This is a genomic window from Candidatus Aegiribacteria sp., from assembly GCA_021108005.1.
In the GTDB taxonomy this organism is placed as follows: Bacteria; Fermentibacterota; Fermentibacteria; order Fermentibacterales; family JCC-6; genus Aegiribacteria.
Map to the genome: position 1 here is coordinate 1 of JAIORS010000141.1, position 1,353 is coordinate 1,353.

The following is a 1,353-nucleotide window of genomic DNA, read 5'->3' on the forward strand; positions in this document are numbered from 1 at the left end:
GTATAACGCCCGAATCAGCCTGCGATTATTACGCCATCTGACACTTCTAGGAGCCCGATAATATGCGAGTATTATAGCCAGTTGTGAGAATCTTCTGCTCAATGTACATTGCCGGACACACTCCTAGTATATTTCCCTTTTAATGCAGAAAGGAAATATCCGTGAAAATCGCCCTTGCCGGAAAACCGGGCTGCGGCAGGTCCACGCTGTTCCGTGCGCTTGCGGGCTCTATGGATGCAGATACTGGAAAACCTCTTACCGTAAAAGTACCCGACCACAGGCTGGACTTTCTTGAGAGCGTCCACAACCCGGAAAAGAACACCCATGCTACAGTTGTATTCTTCGATGTTCCGTCTCCTTCTTTCTCAACGAAGAATCTGGCTCTTATAAAAAACGCCGCTGTTCTGACTGTTGTTCTGGACAATTACGCCCTAGGTGATACTATTAACGATTTCAACGAGATCGAATCGGAACTGATTCTGAACGATATGGCGTTATGTGAAAAGAGGCTCGCGCGCCTTACAAAAGAAAGCAAGGGTAAATCCCGTGAGGCAATTCTTCTCGATAAACTCCTCAGGCACATGGAGAACGGCAGTCCCCTGCGAATCCTTGATCTTGATGATGGAGAAACAGCTATTCTTGCTCCCTACGCGCTCCTCTGCCAGAAACCACTGATGGTCGTTTCCAACAGAATGGGTGATCCGGTAACTCCGGATGAAAAACTATCCGTCATCGTTCTGGAGCACGGCGGAACCCTTCTCGGTATCGATACTGGTTTTGAACTGGAACTGACCGAGATCGAGGAGAGTGAACAGAAACCGTTCCTTGAATCCATGGGTTACTCTTCCAGCGGCCTTTCGCGACTCATCAGATCTTCGTACTCGGCCCTTGACCTGATAGTCTTCTTCACCATGGGCAAGGATGAAACAAGGGCATGGCCCATTCACAGAGGCGCAAACGCTCTTAAGGCAGCTGGAACGATACATTCCGACCTCGCCAGGGGTTTCATAAGAGCCGTTGTCATACCCTACGATCTATATCACGAATGTCCAGACAAAACACTGCTTAAAGAAAAGGGTGAACTCGGGATAGAAGGCAAGGATTACATCGTCAAAGACGGCGATATTATAGAAATCCGATTCAACGTCTGAACCGTTACGCAAGCAAGTCTCAACAACCCATCCTTGACAACAAAACGGCCTCTCTGAATAGTATAATTTAATTATCTGTTTACTTTGATGGAGGTCAATTATGTCATTCCTCCCTCTGATGGTCAGGGTAATCACACCGTTCTCAATATTATCGCCGACTTTTTCAACATGGGCACCAGTTCGGAGAACAATGTAATAGTCT

General features: G+C 47.2%; 1 protein-coding gene. It reads left to right on the top strand.

The window, feature by feature from the left end:
• Positions 1 to 161 precede the first annotated feature (161 nt).
• Positions 162 to 1,151 carry a DUF933 domain-containing protein gene (locus tag K8S15_08580; GenBank protein MCD4776086.1) on the top strand — a complete coding sequence of 330 codons (990 nt, stop codon included), beginning with the start codon at positions 162 to 164 and terminating at the stop codon, positions 1,149 to 1,151.
• The last annotated feature ends 202 nt before the right edge of the window (positions 1,152 to 1,353 follow it).